Here is a 22,146-nt window from a genome sequence, read left to right as displayed (position 1 = left end):
GAGGAGATTTACCATGAAATTGCGTACCGCGCTTTGCGCAAGTGTGGCCCTTTGCGCCTTTGGCACCCCGGCCTTCGCCCAGGACGAAGTGGCCGGTGATGTTGCCGAAGCAGAAGGCAATGAAATCATCGTCACCGCGGTCGCCCGCGGGCAGAACCGGATCGAAAGCTCGGTCTCGGTCAGCACCATCGGCGCCGACACCCTGACCAATCTCGCCGCGCCGTCTTCGGCCGACCTCATCCGCCAGATCCCCGGCATCCGTTCGGAAGCTTCGGGCGGTGAAGGCAATGCCAACATCGCTGTGCGCGGTATCCCGGTTTCGACCGGCGGTGCGCGCTACATCCAGCTTCAGGAAGATGGCCTGCCGATCCTCGAATTCGGCGACATCATCTTCGGCAACGCCGACAACTTCCTGCGCGCCGACCGCTCGGTCGCCCGCGTCGAAGCGGTGCGCGGCGGTTCGGCCTCGACCTTCGCCTCGAACGCGCCGGGCGCCGTGATCAACTTCATCTCCAAGACCGGCGAACAGGAAGGCGGCGCGATCCAGGGTTCGGTCGGCCTCGATTTCGAAAGCTACCGCCTCGATTTCGATTACGGCGCGCCGCTTGCCGATGATCTCTATTTCCATGTCGGCGGTTTCTACCGCACCGGCGAAGGCCCGCGCGACATCGGCTACAACGGCTATGACGGCGGCCAGATCAAGGCCAACATCACCAAGGAATTCGATGGCGGCTATGTGCGCTTTTCCGCCAAGTATCTGGATGATCGCACCCCGACCATCCTGCCCCAGCCGGTGCTGGTGGGCGGCACGGGCAGCAACCCCGATTATCAGGCGATTGCCGGCTTCGATCCGCGCACCGATTCGCTCTACAGCCCGTTCCTGACCCCGGCGGTGTCGCTGGACGGTGCCAACAACATCGCCAGCTATGATTTCCGCGATGGCCTGTCGGTCAAGAGCCTCGCCTTCGGGATCGAAAGCGAAATCGACGTGGGCGGCGGGTGGACGCTGACCAACCGGTTCCGCTTTGCCGACAATTCGGGCAGCTTCATGTCGCCCTTCCCGGCGGGCGCCGACAGCGCGCAGGCGGTGGCCAACAGCATCGGCGGCGCGGGTTCCAGCATCGTGTTCGCCAGCGGGCCGAATGCCGGGCAGACCGCCAATGCCGCGACCATCGGCGGCAACGGCCTGCTGACCAACGTGGTGGTGTTCAACACCCGCCTCAACAGCCTCGACAATGTCACCAACGATTTCCGCGTGAACAAGGAATTCGATTTCGGTGGCGGTTCGGCCAATTTCACCACCGGCTTCTACCTTTCGCGCCAGACCATCGATACCGACTGGCTGTGGACCAGCCACGTCCAGACGGTGCAGGGCGACGGGCAGGCCGTGCTGGTCGATATCCGCAATGCCGGCGGCCAGCTGGTCACCCAGAACGGCACGGTCGGTTACAGCGCCAGCTTCTTCGGCAATTGCTGCCGCCGGAACTACGATGTCGATTACAGCACCTATGCGCCCTTCGCATCGCTCTCGCTGGAACTCGACCGCCTGACCATCGATGCCAGCATCCGCTATGACTATGGCGATGCCAGCGGCACGATCACCGGATCGGATTCGGGCTTTGGTGCGGGGATTGCTTCGGTCGACATCAACCGCAACGGCACGATCAGCCCGGCCGAACAGCTGACCGCGGTGCTGCCGCTCGGCAATGCGCGTCCGGTCAATTACGAGTTCGATTACTTCAGCTTCTCGCTGGGTGCGAACTACCTGCTGACCGATGATCTGGGCGTGTTTGCACGTTACAGCCAGGGCGGCCGCCACACGGCTGACCGCAGCCTGTTCTCGCCCGCTGTCAGCACCACCACCGGCGGACTGCCGGGCGGCGATGCGGGCGTGGTCGCGCAGGTCGATCAGCTGGAAGCGGGCCTGAAGTATCAGGGCAACGGCGTGTCGCTGTTCGCCACCGGCTTCTTCGCCAAGACGGCTGAAACCAACGTCGACATCGCGCCGCTGGTGCTGTTCGATACCACCTACGAAGCCTTCGGGATCGAACTGGAAGGCGCCTATCGCACCGGTCCGTTCACGCTGACGGCAGGTGCGACCTGGACCGATGCCGAAATCAAGGACGCGCTCAACGCCGCCACCATCGGCAACAAGCCGCGTCGTCAGGCCGATCTCGTCTATCAGGCGACCGCGCAATACGACAGCGACATGTTCACGCTGGGCGCCAACATCGTCGGCACCACCGAAAGCTTCACGCAGGACAACAACGACCTCGTCCTGCCGGCCTTCGCGCAGGTGAACGCCTTTGTTGCGGTGCGTCCGATCGACCGTGTCGAAATCGGGCTGAACGCCCAGAACCTCTTCAACGCCACCGGGTTTACCGAGGCGGAAGAAGGTTCGATCCCCGCCAACCGGATCGTGCGTGCACGTTCGATCGCAGGGCGCACTGTGCTCGCGTCGGTGCGGTTCGACTTCTGACGGACGCAGCGCAAGCACAAGGGCTGGCCGCCATCTCTCCCCCCAAGGCGGCCAGCCCCCTTTTTTGAAGATTTCAGGATCGCGAAAGGCGAAGCCATGACCAGCAGCTGGACTGCGGAACACGTGCGCCGGATCGCGCCGGATGCAGGCGGGCAGATTGCCGCAGTGGTCACCCCTGATCGCTCGCGGCTCGACCCGGCGCGCTATTACTGGGATATGTGGCCGGTGCAGGATGCGCAGGGCCACCGCGCAAGGCTCGCCGGGCGCGAGCTGTGGATGGCGCTGACCGCGCCCGACCGCGGCGATCCCGCGCTGCGCCATTTCGAAGCGAAGATCCGCTGGATCGAGCGCAAGGACGGCGCATGGATCGATTGCGGGCCGGTGCTGCCCGACTTTGCGGTTGCCTATGAACGCGAATGGGCCGGCTCCGCGCTGCTCGACAAGGGCGTGCTGACGCTGTTCTTCACCGCCGCCGGAACCGCTGACAGGGCGGGCGGATACCAGCAGGAATTGTGGCAATCGCAGGCCCCTGTCGGCGCTGACGGGATGCCCGGCGCATGGTCGCCGCCTGCGCCGCTGGTGAAGGGCTATGGCCCGCATTACATGGCCGCCGATGCCCACGAGGGTGCGCCCGGCACCATCAAGGCGTTCCGCGATCCGGCCTGGTTCCGCGATCCCGCCGACGGTGCGGAATACCTCGCCTTCACCGCCTCGCTGGCGGACACTGACGATCCCTTCAACGGAGCCTTCGGCATCGCCCGCCTGACCGCGTCGGGCTGGGTGCTGCAACCGCCGTGCTTTACCGCGGCCGGGGTCAACAACGAGCTGGAGCGCGCCCATCTGGTGCATCACGGCGGGCATTACTACGCCTTCTGGTCGACCCAGACCGCGACCTTCGCGCCCGGACTGCGCCACGCACCGGGGGGGCTTTACGGCATGGTGGCAGACAGCATGGCGGGGCCGTGGGAGCCGCTGAACGGCACCGGGCTCGTCCTTGCCAATCCGGCTGACCGTCCGCAGCAGACCTATAGCTGGTTTGTCGACGCCGCGCTGACCGTGTGCAGCTTTGTCGATGTGCTGCCTGATGGCAGTTTCGGCGGGGTGCCGGCCCCGCTGATGCAGCTGGAGCTTGATGGCGCGCGGGCCAGCCTGCGCAGCCTGCACGCCGAAAGCGCGGCCTGATGCTGCTGGGCGGGATCGAGGCGGGGGGGACCAAATTCGTCCTGGCCGTGGGGAACGCGCCCGGTGCGATCACCGCCCGCCACACCATCCCCACCCGCGATCCGCACACCACACTGGGCGAAGCGGCAGACTGGTTCGCTGCGCAAGGGGCCATCGGCGCGCTGGGCATCGGCAGCTTCGGCCCGGTGGAGCTTGACCGCGCATCCCCGCGCTGGGGCTTCATCACCAACACCCCCAAACCCGGCTGGGCCGATTGCGACATCGCAGGCTATTTTGCCCGCAGGTTCGGCGCGCCGGTGGGGTTCGATACCGATGTCAACGCCGCGGCCCTCGCCGAATATGCCGCAGCAGGGGGCGCGTGCCGCTCGCTCGCCTATCTCACGATCGGCACCGGGATCGGCGGCGGCATGGTGCTGGATGGCCAGCCGGTGCACGGCGCGGCCCATCCGGAAATGGGCCATATCTACCCGCGCCGCCATCCGCTTGACACTGACTTTGCCGGCATCTGCCCCGCCCACGGCGATTGCCTTGAAGGGCTTGCCTGCGGGCCTGCGATCATCGCCCGCTGGGGCATGTCGCTGTCGCAGCTGCCCGCCGATCACCCCGGCCACACCATCATCGCCGATTACATCGCGCAGGCCTGCCACATGCTGTTCGCTTCGCTGGCGGTGGAGCAGATCGTGATCGGCGGCGGGGTCGCCAACACGCCGGGTCTGGCCGAAAAGGTGCAGAACCGCGCGCGCGCGCTCGACAATGGCTACCTGCCCGGCGGCAAGCGCCACGCCATCATCCGCCCGCGCTGCGGCGGGGATGCGGGGATCACCGGCGCGCTGATGCTGGCCGAAAGGGCAGCCGGGGCTTGAGCCGCCTGCCGCTTCCCGCGATAAGGTTGCGGGGAGAAGGAGGAGGGTCGCCGATGTTCCGTGTGCTTGCCGCGCTGCTGGCGCTGCTGGGTCTGTCCGCCCCGCTGTCGGCCGCCGATAGCGGACGCCTGATCGAATATGAACGCATTGCCGCCGCAGGCCTGCCCGACCAGCGCCTGACGATCTGGCTGCCCCCCGGCTATGACGGCTCCGCGCAGCGCTATCCGGTGCTCTACATGCATGACGGGCACAATCTGTTCGAGCTGAAGAACAGCAATTTCAACAAGATCTGGGCCGCCGACAAGGCAATGCTGGCGGCGATGGAGACCGGCAGGGTGGAGCCGCATATCATCATCGGCATCTGGGCGCCGGGGCCGGACCGCTATCGCCAATACCTGCCCCGCAGCGCCTATGACGCGGCGGGCGGCGGGCTGCGGGCGCAGATGGATGCCATGGCGAATGGCGGCGCGGTGGTATCCGACCGCTATCTCGCATGGATCACCGGCCCGCTGAAATCATGGGTGGATGCGAGCTTCCGCACCCGTCCGGGGCGCGACGATACCGCGATTGTCGGGTCGAGCATGGGCGGGTTGATGAGCTGCTATGCCTTCCTCGAAGCGCCGCAGGTGTTCGGGCGGACGGGCTGCGTCTCGTCGCACTGGCCCGCGGTCGATCCGCGGGTGGTCGAAGGCGAGAGCGCGGCGGTCAAGGCGCTGTGGGACGGGTGGTTTGCTGCAAGGCTGGGTGCGCCCGATGGCCGCCGCGTGTGGCTGGACCACGGCACCGCAACGCTCGACCAGTATTACGCGCCCTATCAGCAGGTGGTCGATGCGCGGTTTGCCGCCGCCGGCTGGCAGAAGGGCCGTGACTGGGAAAGCCGCGTCTATGACGGCGCCGAGCACGAGGAAAACGCCTGGGCAGCAAGGTTGCCCGAGATTTTCGGGTGGCTGCTGGCGAAGGATTGAGTTCATCGTCACCCCAGCGAAAGCTGGGGTCCAGGGCTTCGAAGTGCATCGCTTGCCGCCCTAGGTCCCAGCTTTCGCTGGGATGACAGCGGGCTATTTACGCAAACCGAAAGCCTCTCTCGCCAGCTTCTCCACCACGGCCTTGTCCGGCGCGCCCTTGGGCGAGACCCAGCTGCCGCCGACGCACAGCACCGGATCGAACGCCAGCCATTCGGGCGCGTTTTCCAGACTGATGCCGCCTGTGGGGCAGAAACGCACGTTGCCGAAGGGTGCGGCGAGCGCCTTCAGCGCGGGCAGGCCGCCTGCTGCCATGGCGGGGAAGAACTTGAAGCGATCAAGGCCAAGGTCCAGCCCGCGCATGATGTCGCCCGCATTGGCGATGCCCGGCAGGAACGGCACCCCCGCCGCCACGGCCGCACGCCCGAGATTTTCGGTGAGGCCGGGGGAGACGATGAACTCGCTCCCCGCTGCCAGCGCCGCGTCCAGATCGCGGGGGTTGGTGACAGTGCCCGCGCCGACAATCGCGCCTTCGACCTGCTTCATCGCACGGATCGCATCCAGCGCGGCGGGGGTGCGCAGGGTGACTTCGAGCACCCGCAGCCCCCCTGCCACCAGCGCCTCGGCGAGCGGGACAGCGTGGGCGACATCCTCGATCACGATCACCGGAATGACCGGCGCGGTGCGCATGATGGCGTCGATATTCATTGTCACAACCCTCCGGTGGCCAGCATGGCGCTTGCGCCCTGTTCCGCCCCATCGGCGAAACGGCGCATCATGGCAAAGATTTCGCGGCCCGTGCCGCTGTCCGGCAGCGGATCGGGGGCAGGGGTGCGGGAGTCAAGATCGGCGTCGGTGAACAGCGTGCCGGTTTTGGCGCACAGGCGCACCATGTCACCATCGCGCAGGCGCGCCAGCGGGCCGCCACCGAGCGCTTCGGGCGTGCAGTGGATCGCGGCGGGCACCTTGCCGCTCGCGCCCGACATGCGGCCATCAGTGACCAGCGCGACCTTGTGGCCGCGATCCTGCAACACGCCCAGGGCCGGGGTCAGCTTGTGGAGTTCGGGCATCCCGTTGGCGCGCGGGCCCTGGAAACGCACGACCACCACCACATCGCGATCAAGCTCGCCCGCCTTGAAGGCGGCGTTGACGCTGGCCTGATCCTCGAACACGCGGGCCGGCGCTTCAATCGTCCAGCGGCTTTCATCGACCGCCGAGGTCTTGAAGCAGGCGCGGCCGAGATTGCCCGCGACCAGCCGCATCCCGCCATCGGGCTTGAACGGATTGGTGACCGGGCGGAGCATGGTGTCGTCCATGCTGGGGCCAACCTCGCGCCACACCAGTTGTTCGCCATCGAGGCCGGGTTCGCGGGCGTAGTCGCTGAAGTCGCCGCGCCCGACGGTCAGGATGTCGGCGTGGGCGAGGCCAGCGGCAAGCAGCTCGCCGATCACGTAACCCATGCCGCCCGCGGCGTGGAACTGGTTCACATCGCCCGATCCGTTGGGATAGACTTGCGCGATCAGCGGCACCGCGCCCGACAGCTCCGACAGATCGTCCCAGTCGAAGATCACGCCCGCCGCGCGCGCCATGGCGGGCAGGTGGATCGCGTGGTTGGTCGATCCGCCGGTTGCCAGCAGGCCGACGGCGGCGTTGATGATCGCCTTTTCGTCAACACAAAGCCCCAGCGGGCGGTAATCATCGCCCTTGCGGCCCAGTGCGGCAACGCGGTGCACCGCCTCGCGGTCCAGGGCCTGCCGCAGCTGCGTGCCGGGCTGGATGAAGGCGCTGCCGGGAATGTGCAGCCCCATCATCTCCATCATCATCTGGTTGGAATTGGCCGTGCCGAAGAAGGTGCAGGTGCCGGGCGAGTGGTAGGACGCCATCTCGCTCGCCAGCAATTCGGCGCGGGTCGCCTTGCCTTCGGCGTAAAGCTGGCGGACGCGCTGCTTTTCCTTGTTGGGAATGCCGGTGGGCATCGGGCCTGATGGCACGAAGATCGCAGGCAGGTGGCCGAAGCGCAGCGCCCCCATCAGCAGGCCCGGCACGATCTTGTCGCAGATGCCGAGCATCAGCGCGCCGTCATACATCGCGTGGGACAGCGCCACGGCGGCCGACAGCGCGATCACATCGCGGCTGAACAGCGACAGCTCCATCCCCGTTTCGCCCTGTGTCACCCCGTCGCACATCGCGGGCGTGGCGCCGGCCACCTGCGCGGTGGCACCGATCTCGCGGGCGTAGATCTTGAGGCGGTCGGGATAGCGGCCATAGGGCTGATGGGCCGAAAGCATGTCGTTGTAGCTGGTGACAATGCCGATGTTCGCGCCTCTGCCCGCCACCAGCGCGGCCTGATCCTCCAGCGCGCCGGCATAGGCGTGGGCGAGGTTCGAGCACGATACCGCGCTGCGCTCGCCCATGGTGTCGCCTTCGCGGCGGATCAGATCGAGATAGGCGCTGCGGCTGGGGCGCGAGCGTTCGATCACCCGCTGCGTCACCTTGTGCAGGGTGTCATTCATGCCAGGTTACTCCGTCGCGTTCCGCCAGCGCGATGGCCGCGCTCGGCCCCCAGCTGCCGGCGGTATAGGTCTTGGGGGTCAGCCCCTCCGTCTCCCACTGGCCACGGATCGCGTCGATCCATTCCCACTGCGCTTCCACCTCGTCGCGCCGCACGAACAGCGTCTGGTCGCCTTCGACCAGATCGAGCAGCAGGCGTTCATAGGCGATGCGCCGCACCGCGCCGGTGAAGGCATCGGGCATGGCAATGTTGAGCGGGACCTGACGCAGGCGGATGCCCTCACGGTCCAGCCCCGGCACCTTGGCCATCAGCGAGAGGGTGATGTTCTCTTCCGGCTGGATGCCGATCACCAGCCGGTTGGGCTGCATCGTCGCGCCCTTTCCGGCGAAGATCGAGTGCGGCACGCAGCGGAACTGGATCACGATTTCGGTGACGCGCTTTGGCATGCGCTTGCCGGTTCTGAGGTAGAAGGGCACGCCCTTCCAGCGCCAGTTATCGACATGGGCCTTGATCGCGACGAAGGTTTCGGTGCCGCTTTCCTTGCCCAGCTCCTCGTCATAGCCGGGCACCGCCGCGCCATTGATGGCCCCGGCGCGGTATTGGCCGGTGACAGTCTCGCCCGCATCGACACCGCGCAGCGCGCGCAGCACCTTGACCTTTTCATCGCGCACCGCGGTTGCATCGAAATGCGCAGGCGGCTCCATCGCCACCAGCGCCAGCAGCTGGAGCATGTGGTTCTGCACCATGTCGCGGATCGCGCCGGCATCGTCGTAGAAGGCGACCCGCCCTTCGAGGCCGACGGTCTCCGCCACGGTGATCTGCACATGGTCGATATGCGCCGCGTTCCACAGCGGTTCGAACATGATGTTGGCAAAGCGCAGCGCCAGCAGGTTCTGCACCGTCTCCTTGCCGAGATAGTGGTCGATCCGGAAAATGCGGCTCTCGGGAAAAGCGCCCGCCACCGCATCATTGATCTCGCGGCTGGAGGCGAGATCGGTGCCCAACGGCTTTTCAAGGCACATGCGGACATTGTCGCCTGTCAGCCCGGCCGATTGCAGCCCCTTGATGGTGGGTTCGAACAGGCTCGGCGCGGTCGAGAGGAAGATCGCGAGGCCGTGCTTCGGCGTGCCGACCTTTGCGGCGAGATCGGCATAGCCTTCGAGCGTGGTGGCATCGAGGGTCTGGTAGCTCAGCCGGTTGAGGAAATCCGCCATCCGCCCGCGCCGGTCGGCGGGCAGATACTTCTCCAGCGCGGCGCGGGCGAAGTTGCGGTATTCGCTGTCGGTCATCGCGCTGCGGGCGGTGCCGATGATCTTGAGGCCGCTTGCCAGCAAGCCATCGGCATCGAGCGCGAACAGGCTCGGCAGCAGCATGCGCTGGGCAAGGTCGCCGGTGGCTCCGAACAGCAGCAGGCGGTCAGCAGTGAAGCTCATGCAGGAATGGCCCTTTTGTGGCGTGCGCTCTACCTAGTCGCGCACGCCCCCGCCTGCCACCCCGGCGCATACTTATTCAAGCGGGATCGCGCTCTCGCGCGATGCAGACCACCCGCCCGCCTCCCCACCCGGCCACCATAGTCTGATGGTATCATTGGTGGCCGGGTGGGGAGGCGGGGCGGCCAGAGATCGGGAGCGTCTGCGCCACCGAAGGTGGCTGCAAAATCACGCAGGCTTTCTGGCGAACACCCCGAACCCTGCGATAATCGCATAGCACGCGGCAGGCAGCACCAGCGCGAAGGCGAGGCTCGTCGCATCGGCCAGCGCGCCATACATCGGCGGGATGATTGCGCCGCCGCAGATCGCCACGTTGATGATCCCCGATCCGTCCGCCGCACGCGGCCCCAGCTTCTCGCAGGCGAGGCTGAAGATGGTGGGGAACATGATCGCGTTCATCAGGCCGACCGCAAGCAGGGTGTAGCCCGCCACCACGCCGGTGGTGTTGGCCGAAATGGCAATCAGCGTGATCGCGCCCGCCGCCACGGTCATCAGCGTCAGACCGGGGCTGACGACGCGCAGCACAGCCGAGCCGATAAACCGCCCCACCAGCGCGCCGCCCCAGTAGAGCGAGATCAGCTTGCCCGCATCCTGTTCGGCAATGTTCAGCACATGGGCCTGCATCAGGTAATTGACGATGAAGGTGCCAATCGCGACTTCCGCACCGACATAGAGGAAGATGCACGCCGCGCCGTAACCGAAGCGCGGGCGCTTCAGCAGGGCAAGCCCGTCGGCAAGGCTGGTCTGTTCGTGCTTTTCGCCCTTGAGCCGGTTGCGGAACAACCACACCACGCCCGCGACCACGGCCAGCGCGGCGGCTAGGCCGAGGTAGCCGTTGACGATCGCCTGGCTTTCGGCGGTGCGATAGGCAGCCAGCTCCGCGCCGGACAATTCGGCGGCGGTCACACTGGCAAGGCTGCCGAGGATCAGGATCGCGCCGAAATAGGGGAAGATCGTCGTCCCCAGCGAATTGAACGCCTGCGCGAAGGTCAGTCGGCTGTGGGTGGTGCGTTCCGGCCCCAGCAGGCTGATCAGCGGATTGGCGACGATCTGCACCAGCACCACGCCGGTGGCGAGGATGAAATAGGCGAACAGGAACATCGGGAAAGCCGCCGTCTGGCTGGCCGGGATGAACAACAGGCACCCCGCCATCATCGTTGTCAGACCGGCCACGGCCCCGCGCATGTAGCCCAGCTTCTTGACCAGCATCGCGCCCGGAATGCCGACCACGGCATAGGCGATGAAGAACCAGAACTGCACCAGACTGGCTTCGAAAAAGCTGAGCGTGAACAGCTCCTTGAGCTTGGGAATGATGACATCGTTCAGCGACGTGATCCCGCCGAAGATGAAGAACAGCGCGAAAACGAAATAGTTGAGCCCCGGTGCATCAACCTGCGGCTTGTCGCCTGCTGCGTGCCCGAAATCCCCCGCCGCGCTGCCGCCCGGTGCCATAGCCATTGCCGTTCTCTCCCTCTCCGGCGTTTTTGCTAACGTTCACAATCCGCCGCCTCTCCCTGATTTGCAAGAGGCTTGCGCACAAATCCACTGCGAATAGCAATGCAGCATCAGCTTGCGCCCTGATGCTCTCCCGCCCTAGAAGCAGATCACCATGAACGGGGGACCCAAAAGACGGCCGACATCCTTCGATGTGGCGGAACGGGCGGGCGTCAGCCAGCCGACCGTCAGCCGTGCGCTGTCCGGTTCCCCGGCGATTGCCGAGGCGACCCGCCGCAAGGTGATCGAGGCGGCCGAGGCGCTGGGCTATTTCGTCGATGAACGCGCCGCCCGCCTGCGCCGGGGTTCCACCGGCACGCTCGCCGTGGTGGTCATCTGCCGCGAAGGCGACAGCGCGGCCAGCATCAATCCCTTTGCCTATGCGCTGCTCGGCTCGGTCTGTGTGGCGGCGTCGGAACGCGGGTTCGAAACGCTGGTCAGTTTTCAGGCGCGTCCCGAAGCCTTCTTCGGCCATTATCAGGAACAGGGCCGCGCCGATGGTCTGGTGGTGATCGGCACCACCACCAACACCCATGCGTGGGAATATTTCCGCGGGCTGGAAAGCGAAGGGCGCAAGGTCGCCTATTGGGGATCGCCGTTCGACGATCTCGACTGGGTGCGGTCAGACAACCGCGCTGCCGGAAGGCTCGCGGTCGAACATCTGCTGGCTGCCGGATACCGCCGCCCGTGCTTCCTGGGTGCACTGGGTACGCCGCAGGTGCAGTTCACCGAACGCTATGAAGGCTATGCCGAAGCGATGCGCGCTGCCGGGCTGGAGCCGTGCCTTGCCCCCACCGTCAACGCCGAAACCCGCGAGGAGGAGGGCCGCCGCGCCGCGCGCCGGTTGATCGAGCGCGGGGAGGATGTCGATGCGGTGTTCGCCGCCTGCGATGCGATGGCACTGGGCGCGATGGAGGCTTTTGCCTCGGCCGACCTTGCCGTGCCGCACGACATGGGCGTGATGGGGTTCGACGATCTGCTCGCGGGCCGTTTCAGCCGCCCGGCCCTGACCACGATTGCCCCCGATCCGGCAGAAGCAGGCGCCGCGCTGGTCGAAGCGGTGCTGGACGAAGGCGGCTCCAAGGCGCGCAGTCGGGTGCCGGTGAGCCTGATCGCAAGAGGCAGCACGGCGCGGGTCTGACAGGAGCGGCTAGACCCCTTCTAGGTCCGTCTAGACCCCCTCTAGACCCCTTTTAGGCCTGTTTTCCGTGCTGTTTCCGCAATGTTTCACGTGAAACATTGCTCCCTTCCAGCGCGCTAAGATGCTCACGCATCACGCGCTGGAAATGCTCAGGCGCCGCACGGGCTTAACCGGAAGGCGATGAGTCAATCTCATCGCCTTCCGGTGTTATCCATGCGCCCCGAATTCGTTGGCGATGGCGGTGGTGATCCTGAGCGACAGGGCGTGGGCGCGGGCGATCGGGGTGATGCAATCGCGCTCAATCGCGCCGTAACCTTCCTCGCCGCCATCGGGGTAATCGGAGGGTTCATCTAGCGGGAAATCGCGCGGCCCCGGCACCCGCACCGGGAAGGCGCGGCGCAGCTGGGCGAGGGCTTCGTCCACCCGCAAGGTCATCACCATGTCGATCACGTCGCGGCGGCTGATGTCGTTGGCGCGGCTGAAGGCGGGGACCGAGACAGCCTTGAGGAACATGTGCTGGAGCAGCGCCAGCCGCAGCGCCTGCAACACGCCAATGCGGCGGCGCACATGCTCGCGTGAAGGATCGGGCGCTTCGTCGGGGATGAGGTCGGTCAGGCGGTGCAGCTTGAGCGCGTCGATCCTGAGGCGCGAGGCGAGGCGGCGGAACACGCCGGTGCGGTCATCGCCGACGAGATACTCCGCCAGCGCGGCGCAGGCCCCCGCCAGGTGATCCTCGGTCCCGCGATAGGTGCGGCTCGCCCAGTAGGCGGAATTGAACAGCTCGCCATAGGCCGCCACGGTCTTGATGCTGGCGAGCGCATTGGCAGCGCGCACCAGCCGCAGGATCTGCCGCCCCCGCGGACTGTCGGTCAGCAGCGCAGCGATTTCCTCGCGGTTTGTATCCGCCGCGCTGCCGATCCCGGCGATGACGTTGACGGGGTAGCCCAGCTGCTGGAGGATCGCGTTGTGCGGAATGGCGCGGATCTGCCTCAGGCTCATCTCGCGGTCGGCGTTGATGTCGCTCTGGCGGCGCGACACGCGGCTGCCGGTGGGGTTGAGCAGGCCGAGGCCGAAGGCCGTCACCGCCCGCGCATAGGTGCGGCTGGCGAGGTGATCGCCCTGATGTTCTTTGATGGCGCGATAGAAATCGAGGCTGATGTCGGTGCGGTGGTAGAAGGCATCGGCGGGCGCGGCGAGGTCTGTCTCGGCCGGACGCAGTTCGGCGATGCGGGTAAGCGTCGCCAGTGCCAGTTCGGGGGTGGCGAAGAACAGGTAACCGTCGCCGCCCTGAAAGCTGACCTCGGGCTCCAGCCGGATGCCGGCGCGGGCAAACCTGCGCCGTGCCCAGGGGGAAAGCGGCCATTCGAGCCGGTCGCGGAAGCTTGCAGGGTGCGCGCCGCGGCCCATGCTTTCGCCGTGGGTGTTGAACACCAGCGCGGCCACATCGCCAAGCCCGTTGGCGGCCATCGCCTCGGCAAGGCGGCCTTGCAGGCGTTCAATCGCGAGGCTCGCCGGGATCTGCCCGACAAACCGCCCGGCGTCCGAAAAGCCGGTCTGCACCGCCACCCGGCCCCGCGCCCGCGCATAGGCACGGTAGGCAGGCTCTGCCAGCAGCGCATCGAGGAACCTGCCGCCGTGTTCCAGTGCGGTCTCGGTCTCGAACAGGGGCGAGACATCGACCTTGTCCTCCACCCCGAACAGCTTGGCGAAATAGAGCGCGGCGAGCACCGTGGCGGGCTGTTCGCATTCAGCCACCAGCATCCGCACCGGGGCATCCGCATCGATGTGCTTGAGGATCTGCGCCATCGCGATGAACTGGCGGATCGCGGTCGAGCTTTCGGTGGCGAGCGCGGCGAAATTGGTGCGCAGCGGGCGGGCCTCGTCGACCATGGTGCGCAAGGTGGCGATGGCGCCCTTGCTGGCGAGGTCGATGGCGGCATCATCGGCGAGGCGGCGGCGGATGGCGTTGTGCAGCTGCTTGGCGTTCACGCGGAAATGGATCCAGCCCATTCCCAGCCCGTCGGCCCGCATCGCAGCGGCCAGCGTCAGCAGCGCGACGGCGCGTTCGGGCGCAGCGGTTTCGGCCTCGGCTTCGAGGCCGGCGATCACCGGCGCGAGGCTGAGCAGGTTGTCGGGGCTGTGCGTGGTCAGCCGGTTGGCGGCATCGGCCAGCGCCCTCCCGCCCGAAAGATCGCCCGCGAAATCGGCAGCGCGCGCGGCGGCAAAGGCGGTTGCGGGGCGCAGCGTGCCGAGCAGCGGGTGGGCGAGATCGATCGCTTCGAGCGCGGCGGTATAGCGCGCCAGCCGCTCCGCCTTTTCGGCGAGGCGGAAGGCGATCGAGGTGTGCCAGCCGATATCGGTGCGCCCGTCCATGTCGTATCCGACCCAGCTGGCGAAACGGAACGGCAGGAGGCGCAAGGCACGCCAGTGATCTGGCCAGCGGGTGCGGGCTTCTTCGAGCAGGCGGGCGACGATCACGTCGCGGGCGTCCTGCGCACGGGCCATGGCGGCCATCGCGGCGCGGTGTTCGTGATCGAGTGTTACGGCAGCGCGCTCTGCCGTCACGGCGCAGGCGGCATCGCCGATCGCATCGGGCGATGATGCCGCCGCCGCCACCGCTTCGGCCTGCGCGGGGGCGAGCAGGAAGGTCGGGTGGGCGGTGAACACCGCGTGCAGTTGCGGGCGTTCCCAGCGAGTGCGGAAGGCTTCGAAATCCTCCTCCTCTGCCACCAGCGGAGCGGGCGCGGCCGGGGGGCTGAGCAGGCTGCGCAGGCGCTGTGCCCGTGCTTTCAGCCCGTCGCACTCCAGCTCGGCCACCAGCGCGGTGACATCATCCAGCGTCAGTTCGCCCGCCTCGATCGCCCGCGACAGATCGAGCGAAAGCTGGAACACCGGATTGAACAGCGGGGTTTCCCGCGTGCGCTGGTGCAATTCGCCGAGGCGCGCTTCGAGAGCGGCGATGCTCCTCACGCCGCGCCTCCGTGTTCCGAGGCAAAGGCCGCTGCCGCGCCGAACAGGCCGGGCTGGGGGTGGACGATCAGCTTGACCGGGATGCTCGCCATCAGGCTTTCGAACCGGCCCTTGGCGCGGAAGCGCGCGGCAAAGCCCGATGCCAGCAGCGTATCGCGGATGCGGTAGCCGAGCCCGCCGGCGATCACCACGCCTGCAAACCCGCCCTGTGCCAGCGCCAGATCCCCCGCGACCGAGCCGAGCGAAAGGCAGAACCGGTCCACCGCGGCGGCGGCCAGACTGCCTTCGCCGCTGGTGCCGAGGCTCCAGATTTCGATGGCGTCACGTTCCGGCACCGAACGCCCTTCGAGTGCGGCGAGCGCGTGATAGATGTCGACAATGCCGGGGCCTGCCACCACCCGTTCCACCGACACGCGGTTGTGGCGGCTGCGCAGTCGGGCGAGGATCGCGTCCTCGATCGAATCGAGCGGGGCAAAGTCGATATGCCCGCCCTCGGTCGCCTGCACGCGGTAACCGGCGGCGCAGCGATAGAGGTGCGCCACGCCAAGCCCGGTGCCGGGGCCGATCACGCTGATCGTGCCTTCGCTGCCCAGCGGCTCGTCCGGCCCGGCAAGGTGCAGGAACTGGCTGTCATCCGCCCGCGCCACGGCATGGGCGACAGCGGCGAAATCATTGACGAGGGTGAAGCGTTCCACCTCCAGCTTCTCGTTGATCAGCGCCGGGCGGATGATCCACGGGTTGTTGGTGAAACGGATGACCGGATTGGGGTTGCCGGGGCTGCCCACCGGCCCTGCAATCGCCATGCTGACCGCCGCAGGCAGCGTGCCGCCCTTGCGCGCACGAAAGGCTTCCCACGCGGTCTGGAAGCTGGCGTGATCGGCGGTGTGGAGCGTTTCGGGCTCGTCGAGGCTGATCGCCCCGTCTGCGCCGATGCTGGCAATCGCGAAGCGGGCATGGGTCCCGCCGATATCGACCACCACCACATCCTGCATTGCACTCTCCCCGATGACACCTCTGACGGGGCAAGCATTAGCAGGCGGCGCGCGGGAATCCCACGCGCCGCATACTTATTCAGATTTTACTCGGCGCTGACGCCCATTTCCCTGAGCAGGCGATCCGCGCCGTCGACCTTTTCCATGGTCCACAGCATGAAGCGGCTGTCGACGTGGATGGTGCGGTTGATCTTGGGATCATACATCCAGTCGCTGACCACGCCTTCGATCGTGCCGTCGAAGGCCAGCCCCACGAACTCGCCGCGCGCATTGAGCGTCGAGGAGCCGGAGTTGCCGTTGGTGATGTCCACGGTCGAAAGGTAATCGACCGGCAGCGTGCCGAGTTCGGGTGCGGCATAGCGCCCGTAATCCTTCGCCTTGATCAGTTCGATCATCTTGTCCGGCGCATCGAACTCGCCGCGGCCGGTGTGCTTGGCGACGATCCCTTCGGCGGTGGTGAAGGGCGTCCAGATCTGCCCGTCAACCGCCTTGCCCGTCACCTTGCCATAGGTGAAGCGCAGCGAGCCGTTGGCATCGGGATACATCGCCTTGCCCTGAGAGGCGGCATAGGCAAGGCGCGCTTCCATCACCTTGGAACGGGCTTTCTGGACAATGCCCGAACGCTCCTTTTCCTTCGCCTCGTCCGCCATGGCCTCGTCATAGGTGGCCACTGCGAGCTGGATGAAGGGATCGCTCGATGCCTTGAAGTCGGCCGGGGTCTTGCCCATCCACTCCATCCGCTTGGCGGTGTTGCCGAGTTCGGTCGCGGCATACATCGCTGCCAGATCGCGGCCTTCCATGAAGGCATCGAAGCTGGCGCTGCGGGCGTCGGCGGGCAGGGTGCGGTATTCGGCGATGCCGTCTTCCCACAGGGCCTTGTCGATTTCGGCGACAAAGCGCCGCTCGATGCGCTGCATGCCCTGCGTCATGAAGGCGCGGTCGCGTTCCTGATAGCCGGGTTCGCGGTCCTTTGCGGGCTTGGCCTGTTCGTTGGCCCAGCGGTAAAGCTGGCGGGCGGCACCGTAGAGCTGCCCGCGGCCCAGCATCCCGCGCTTGGCATCGGCCAGCGCCTCGGCGTTGCTTTCGGCCACCAGCCGGTCATATTCGGCCAGCGCCGCACCATATTGCGCCTGACGCTTGGGATCGGCCGCGATCCATGCGCGGAAGCCGGCTTCCTCGGCCTGCTTCTTTTCCACCAGCGAGATGGCATCGGCCCCGGCCATCTGTCCGGCGATCTTCTTTTCGTAATTCTCCACGCCCTGAAGCGTTGCGGCATAGGCGATCACGGCGGCCTGATTGCCCGCGGTCTGGGCTTCGATCAGGTCGCCATATTCGGCCAGCATGCGCTGCTGGTAGGGGTAGAGCTCTTCGTAATAGAAACGCGCTTCCTCGGCGGTGCGCAGGCGTTCGGTGGTGCCGGGGAAACCGGCGACCATGATGAAATCGCCGTCCTTCACGCCGGTCTTGGCGATCGGCAGGAAGGCCTTGGGCTTGAACGGCACGTTGTCCTTGCTGAAGGGCGCCGAAGAGCCGTCGGGGGCCACGTAAGCACGGTAGAAGGCGAAATCGCCGGTGTGGCGCGGCCAAATCCAGTTATCCTTCTCGCCGCCGAAATTGCCCACGCCCGCGGCCGGGGCATAGGCGAGGCGCACGTCCTTGATCTCCAGCTGCTGTTGCAACCAGTACTGCGCGCCGCCGAAATAGGCACGCACATCGCAGCGGCGGTTGGCCTGCTTCTCGCACGCCTCGATCAGCGCCTGGCGGTTGGCCTGCAACCGGTCATACCGGGCGCGGCCTTCGAGCTTTTCGGTGCCCTTGAGCATCGCGGCGGACACATCGCGCAGGTCCTCGATCACGTAGATGCGGCTGCCGGGGGCGGCGGGGAGTTCATCGGCCAGCGTCTTGGCGAGGAAGCCGTCGGTGAGGTAATCGGCCTCGGGCGAGGAATTGTATTGCAGCGAGCCGACCACGCAGTGGTGGTTGGTGGCAACCAGACCTTCGGGCGACAGGAACGCTGCCGAACAGCCGCCGAGCGAGGCGATGGCAGTCAGCGGCGGGCGGTTCAGATCGCCCAGCGTGGCCGGATCGAGTTCGAGCCCTGCGGCCTTGAGCTGTTCGGCCAGAGCGCCGGTCTGGCTCGGCAGCCACATGCCTTCATCGGCCTGCACTGCGGCAGGTGCGGCAACCATCAGGGCACTGGCCCCGGCGAGCAGGAACTTCTTCATTGGCGGCAACCTCATGCAAAAGACCGGCGGCCCGGGATCGGGCGGCGGTCATGTCCGTACCGCGCCCGCGCGGGCGCATGGCGCGGCGTTTAAGACAGTTGGACGACCGGCGAAAGGGCCGAATCCGGCCCATCGACGAACGACCGACTGGCAGGGTTGAGCACCATCAGCAGCCTGATTCCCTCGCTTGCGGCAATCGGCGGGGAACGGTGGATGGCAGGCCGCGCAGTCGCGAGCTTGCCCTTGAACAGTCCGACATCGAAGGCCGAGAGGCGGTTGATCCGGCGCGGTTCCTGCCCGGCGGCGACCCGTGCGGCATCGGCATCGTCGAGCCAGTCGGTGCCTTCGCCGGCATAGGTGGTGATCAGGCGGGCGGTGACGTAATCGGCGTGGAACTTGCGGCAGGAATCGGTGCGCACCACCTCCAGCCGCAGCTCGAACCGGGCGAGATCCATCGCCTCGCAGAACAGGCGCGCAAGGATCGCGGCATCGGCGATCAGGGTCTCGTGCAGCCCCGTCCCGGCAAAGCCGTTGTCCCGAAGGGCGCGCCGCAGCGTCGCGGGCAGATCGTCCAGCCCGCTTTCGAACCGCAGGTCCTGCGGATCGCCTTCGGTCAGCGGAGTGAAATCGGCAAAGGGTGCGCGCTGCCAGATCGCGAGATTGCATGCCTCGTCGCGGATTGCGGCCAGCACGGCGGGCGTCGCGGCGCAGCGGGCGGAGCGGGTCAACAGGTCGGTCATCGGAAGCATCGGCCTCGGAAATGTGTAACGTTGTAACATACCGATATGCCGATGTGCGGGGTTGTGCAAGGCAGGGGGCGCAAAAGCATCTTGCGAATGATTATCAGTTCGGCCATTGCGTCGGCCTGATCGCTTCACCCGCAAAGGATTCCGCCTCCCATGAACAGCACGCTCAAACTCTGGACCCAGCTTGGCCTCGGCACCGCGCTTGCGGGCGGGCTGCTTGCCGCTTGCGGCGGTGAGGCGGGGGGTGAGGGCGCGGCTGGCGGCGAAGCCGGCGGCGAAAGCGCGGCGGTTGCCGGTGAGGGCGAAGGCGGCGCCGGCGGCGAAGGGGCTGGCGGCGAGGCTGCCGGCGGCGAGGGCGAGGGCGGCGTTGCGGTCGCCGATGCAGCCACCGATCCGGTTGCCTATGGCATTGCCCTTGCCGTGACCGAGGCCCACGTCGTCGCCGCGCGCGATGCCTATGCGGCGGGCAAGAAGGACGCGGCTGCGGAAATGTTCGCGCACCCGGCGGCCGAAGTGCTGGTGGAGATGGACCCGGTGTTCGCCAAGCTGGGCGTGGCCGATTTCAAGCCGCTGCTGACCGAAGCCTCGGTCGCCGCATCCGAAGGCAAGAGCGTGGCGGACGTCGGCAAGGCCTATGACAAGATCATCGCTGCGCTGCGCGGTGCGGCGGGCAAGGCACCGGCGAGCGATGCATCAGAGGCCAAGGTCGCGATGGGCGTGATCGTCGACCAGATCGAGCGTGCCAGCGCGATGTATCGCATGATCGCGAAAGACGACCGCTACGAACCCTATCTCGACGGCTATGGCTTTGCCAGGGTGGCCGAGAGCGCCTTTGCGACCTCGGGCGCGGCGATCAAGGCGGAAAACCCCGCCGCCCATGCGCGGATCGTGGAAGCGCTCGGCGTGCTGAAGCAGGCCTACCCGGCCGCGACCCGCCCGGCCAAGCTGCCGGTTGAACCGGGTGCGCTGTCTGCGGCTTCGTCCAAGGTGATGCTGGCCGCGGCGGGCTGATCTCGCCAACCCCCACCCTGGCACGATCGGGCAGCTGATCCCGGTTGCCATTTGTGCAAACGCGACAAAGTGACCCGCAGGCGCGGGCAAAGCCGCCTGCGCGCTTGTGTTTGCGCGGTGCGGGAGTAGTCTTTGCGGCGACGAGGGGTCGCGGGCGCTGTTGCAGACAATGCAGCAGAGCCTTGGGGAAAGGCACATCGCGCCGCGCTGCCTGACATGGTGGTGCGGGCGTGGCAGCTTCGGGGGAAAGCCTTGCCGCACGTATTATCCAGCCTGCACGTGCTGCGCGGTGCCAAGCCGCGCCGGTTGATCTGCGCCGCGGCGCTGGCCGCAGCGCTGGCGGGCCATGCAGATGTTGCACAGGCGCAGCAGCTTGCCATCACCCCGCCCAACCGCAGCGATCTGATCCCGCCCGACCAGCGCCGCGATGATCGCGCCGTCACGCTGACGGTTGACGGCGATTTCGAACGCGCGCCATGCGCACTCGACCAGCCGCAGTTTGCCGATATCCGTTTCACCGTGAAGGGCGCGCAGTTTGCCGGGCTGGACCGGGTGCCGGGCCTGTCGCTCGATGCGGCATGGAGCGCCTATCAGGGCCGCGAACTGCCGGTTTCGGTGCTGTGCGACATACGCGCCGATGCCAACGCGATCCTGCGGCGGCAAGGCTATCTCGCTACGGTCGAAATCCCCGAACAGTCGCTGGCGGACGGCATTCCCGATTTCGCCGTGGTGTTCGGACGGCTCACCGCGGTGCGGGTGCGCGGCGAGGCGGGGCCTTCGGAACGGCTGGTGGAAGGCTATCTGCAGAAGCTGACGACGCAGGCGGTGTTCAACACCAACACGGCCGAACGTTACCTGCTGCTGGCCGATGACCTGCCGGGGCTGGATGTGCGCCTGTCGCTGCGCCCTGCCGCGGGTGGGGCGCCGGGCGATCTGGTCGGCGAGATTGCGGTGCTGCGCCAGAAAGGCATGATCGACCTCAACGTCCAGAACCTCGGATCGGAATCGATCGGGCGGTTCGGGGGCGTGCTGCGCGGCGAGATCTATGATCTCACCGGACTTGGCGACCGCACCTCGGTGGCCCTGTTCAGCACGCTCGATTTCGCCGAACAGCACACATTCCAGATCGGCCACGATTTCCGCGTTGGCAGCGAAGGGCTGCGGATCGGCGGGCAGTTTACCTACAGCACGGCGAACCCCTCGGTCGGGCTGGCGGGCTTCGATGTCGAGGCGGAGACGGTGTTTGCCGGGCTCAATGCCAGCTACCCGCTGGTGCGCAGCCGTGCGCACAGCCTGTTTGCCAGCGCGGGCTTCGATTATGTCGATCAGGATGTGACGATCAACACTGTCGGCCTGACCGAAGACCGCGTGCGCATGGTCTATGCGCGGCTGGCGGGCGAGCGGATCGACCGGCAATCGGTGTTGCGCGGCGGCGGCTATTCACCGTTCGAGCCGAAGGTCCGCCTGCGTTACGCGATCGAGGCGCGGCAGGGCCTGGATGTGTTCGGTGCCAGTCCCGATTGCCGGGCCAACCTGCTCGGCTGCGTGATCGGCGGGATCGCGCCGCCAAGCCGGATCGAGGCCGATCCCACCCCGCTGCTGGCGCGGATCGATGCCGGGATCGAATACCGCCCCGATCCGCTGCTGACCTTCGCGCTCGACACGCGGGCGCAGATCACCGGCGATGCCCTGCCCGCCTTCGAGGAACTGGCGGCGGGCAGTTTCTCGATCGGGCGCGGGTATGATCCGGGCGCGGTGCTGGGTGACAGCGGGATCATGGGCGCCTTCGAGATGCGTTACGGCTCGCTTACGCCGCCGGGCCTCTCCGGCGTGGCATGGCAGCCTTACCTGTTCACCGATGTCGCCGTGATGTGGAACGAGGACCCCAGCCGCAGGCCCGCCAATCCCGACCGGCTGTGGTCGGCAGGCGGCGGCCTGAGGATGGCGTGGGGGCCGGGGCTGCAAGGCGATTTCCTTGTCGCCGTGCCGCTCGAACGGCCCGATCTGGCCGCCACCAGAGGCGATGTGCGTTTCCTGTTCACGCTGACCGCCCGCCTGTTCCCGTGGAGATACTGACAT

Annotated in this window: 15 protein-coding genes; 7 read left to right on the top strand and 8 right to left on the bottom strand. The window is 66.9% G+C overall.

Features of this window, described 5'->3' with window-relative positions:
* Positions 1-13: 13 nt before the first annotated feature.
* The 4 genes from ACU0AG_RS01495 (at position 14) to ACU0AG_RS01480 (ending at position 5,489) form a co-directional block, all read left to right on the top strand.
* Complete coding sequence (locus ACU0AG_RS01495; protein ID WP_482780486.1) at positions 14-2,479, top strand: TonB-dependent receptor domain-containing protein; 2,466 nt, start codon at positions 14-16, stop codon at positions 2,477-2,479.
* 96 nt (positions 2,480-2,575) lie between these two features.
* Positions 2,576-3,661, top strand: coding sequence for a glycoside hydrolase family 68 protein (locus ACU0AG_RS01490; RefSeq protein ID WP_482780485.1), 1,086 nt, complete (start codon positions 2,576-2,578; stop codon positions 3,659-3,661).
* Positions 3,661-4,524: an ROK family protein gene (locus ACU0AG_RS01485; protein ID WP_482780484.1), complete on the top strand. Its 864-nt coding sequence runs from the start codon at positions 3,661-3,663 to the stop codon at positions 4,522-4,524. The genes ACU0AG_RS01490 and ACU0AG_RS01485 overlap by 1 nt, the downstream gene beginning before the upstream one ends.
* A 53-nt stretch (positions 4,525-4,577) precedes the next feature.
* Positions 4,578-5,489 carry an alpha/beta hydrolase gene (locus ACU0AG_RS01480; RefSeq protein WP_482780483.1) on the top strand — a complete coding sequence of 304 codons (912 nt, stop codon included), beginning with the start codon at positions 4,578-4,580 and terminating at the stop codon, positions 5,487-5,489.
* A gap of 93 nt (positions 5,490-5,582) precedes the next feature.
* Here the strand turns inward: ACU0AG_RS01480 and eda are convergent, their stop codons facing one another.
* The 4 genes from eda to ACU0AG_RS01460 form a co-directional block, all read right to left on the bottom strand.
* The gene (eda, locus tag ACU0AG_RS01475) at positions 5,583-6,194 is read right to left on the bottom strand and encodes a bifunctional 4-hydroxy-2-oxoglutarate aldolase/2-dehydro-3-deoxy-phosphogluconate aldolase (protein WP_482780482.1); all 612 of its coding nucleotides are present in this window, start codon (positions 6,192-6,194) and stop codon (positions 5,583-5,585) included.
* A gap of 2 nt (positions 6,195-6,196) precedes the next feature.
* Entirely contained in the window at positions 6,197-7,999 is a 1,803-nt protein-coding gene (edd, locus tag ACU0AG_RS01470) for a phosphogluconate dehydratase (RefSeq protein ID WP_482780481.1), read from the bottom strand.
* A complete protein-coding gene (zwf, locus tag ACU0AG_RS01465; RefSeq protein ID WP_482780480.1) occupies positions 7,992-9,431 on the bottom strand; it encodes a glucose-6-phosphate dehydrogenase in 1,440 nt (479 codons plus the stop codon). The genes edd and zwf overlap by 8 nt, the downstream gene beginning before the upstream one ends.
* A 225-nt stretch (positions 9,432-9,656) precedes the next feature.
* Positions 9,657-10,946, bottom strand: a complete 1,290-nt coding sequence (locus tag ACU0AG_RS01460) for a sugar MFS transporter (RefSeq protein ID WP_482780479.1) — start codon at positions 10,944-10,946, stop codon at positions 9,657-9,659.
* Positions 10,947-11,097: 151 nt separating this feature from the next.
* On the opposite strand from ACU0AG_RS01460, the gene ACU0AG_RS01455 reads away from it, so the two are divergent.
* A complete protein-coding gene (locus ACU0AG_RS01455) occupies positions 11,098-12,123 on the top strand; it encodes a LacI family DNA-binding transcriptional regulator (RefSeq protein WP_482780478.1) in 1,026 nt (341 codons plus the stop codon).
* Positions 12,124-12,330: 207 nt separating this feature from the next.
* Here ACU0AG_RS01455 and ACU0AG_RS01450 read toward each other — a convergent pair whose 3' ends face one another.
* The 4 genes from ACU0AG_RS01450 to ACU0AG_RS01435 all read right to left on the bottom strand — a co-directional run bounded on the left by ACU0AG_RS01450 (position 12,331) and on the right by ACU0AG_RS01435 (position 19,050).
* Positions 12,331-15,093: a phosphoenolpyruvate carboxylase gene (locus ACU0AG_RS01450; protein ID WP_482780477.1), complete on the bottom strand. Its 2,763-nt coding sequence runs from the start codon at positions 15,091-15,093 to the stop codon at positions 12,331-12,333.
* Positions 15,090-16,085, bottom strand: a complete 996-nt coding sequence (locus ACU0AG_RS01445; RefSeq protein WP_482780476.1) for a glucokinase — start codon at positions 16,083-16,085, stop codon at positions 15,090-15,092. Before ACU0AG_RS01445 ends, ACU0AG_RS01450 begins: the two co-directional genes overlap by 4 nt.
* 86 nt (positions 16,086-16,171) lie before the next feature.
* Complete coding sequence (locus ACU0AG_RS01440) at positions 16,172-18,310, bottom strand: S46 family peptidase (RefSeq protein WP_482780475.1); 2,139 nt, start codon at positions 18,308-18,310, stop codon at positions 16,172-16,174.
* Between the two features lie 89 nt (positions 18,311-18,399).
* Positions 18,400-19,050, bottom strand: a complete 651-nt coding sequence (locus ACU0AG_RS01435; protein ID WP_482780474.1) for a DUF1826 domain-containing protein — start codon at positions 19,048-19,050, stop codon at positions 18,400-18,402.
* Positions 19,051-19,209: 159 nt separating this feature from the next.
* Here ACU0AG_RS01435 and ACU0AG_RS01430 point away from each other — a divergent pair, with 159 nt between their 5' ends.
* Positions 19,210-20,067 (top strand): hypothetical protein, encoded by an 858-nt coding sequence (locus tag ACU0AG_RS01430; protein ID WP_482780473.1) that lies wholly within the window; start codon positions 19,210-19,212, stop codon positions 20,065-20,067.
* 252 nt (positions 20,068-20,319) lie between these two features.
* On the top strand, positions 20,320-22,143 hold the full coding sequence (locus ACU0AG_RS01425; protein ID WP_482780472.1) for a ShlB/FhaC/HecB family hemolysin secretion/activation protein: 1,824 nt from the start codon (positions 20,320-20,322) through the stop codon (positions 22,141-22,143).
* Positions 22,144-22,146: the final 3 nt, after the last annotated feature.

It is taken from the genome of Erythrobacter sp. RANMB8, assembly GCF_056848235.1.
Note: the sequence above shows the minus strand (reverse complement) of the source record. Positions and strands in the feature narration are given on the sequence as shown.